This is a genomic window from Mesorhizobium sp. P3_A9 (assembly GCF_056402975.1).
On sequence record NZ_JBFUGJ010000815.1, the window covers coordinates 1 to 561 of the forward strand.

Consider the following 561-nt stretch of genomic DNA (forward strand, 5'->3'; position numbering starts at 1 on the left):
CGTCCTAACAGAGGCRGACMAAATGCTCAACGCTGCTGGYGSGCAAACCASACGCTGGCGGCAGCCAGTGCGATGAAACCGAGCGGAAAATAGAGCCGGATGCCCAGGACGACGAACTGGTAGAGCGCCGTCAACATGGTGAACACGAACTGGAAGGCCCAGGTGAGGGTGAAGGCGGGCGAATGCCATTCCGAATAGTAGGAACGGTATTGTAGCGCAAACAGGCCGCCGGTAACGGCGATCGTCGCCGCGAGAAGGCAGACAAAGGTAGCCGCCAAAGCGACCTCCCAGTGCCGTCCGAGCGAGACCAGCCGCGCCGCGAACAAGCCGATCGGAAAGGCCAGTGCGCCGCCGGCGGCAAACAGCATGGCGACGAAGCGGATTTTTGCCGGGGTTTCCCAATCGTCCAGCCACAGATTGACCAGCGCGCTGGCGCCCATCGCCGCAGCCCACAGCAAGGCGCCGACAAGAGCCGTCCCCAGCGGCGGCAAGGCGCGGCGGAAACGGCTTCGTGAGGTGTGGCGAGGAAGCGGCGTCACAGGCGGCCGGTCACCGCTATCC

1 protein-coding gene is annotated in these 561 nt (G+C 64.4%); it reads right to left on the minus strand.

The features are described 5' to 3' along the window. Positions 1-26 precede the first annotated feature (26 nt). Positions 27-539, minus strand: coding sequence for a hypothetical protein (locus tag AC1DX0_RS36895; protein WP_477359607.1), 513 nt, complete (start codon positions 537-539; stop codon positions 27-29). Positions 540-561: the final 22 nt, after the last annotated feature.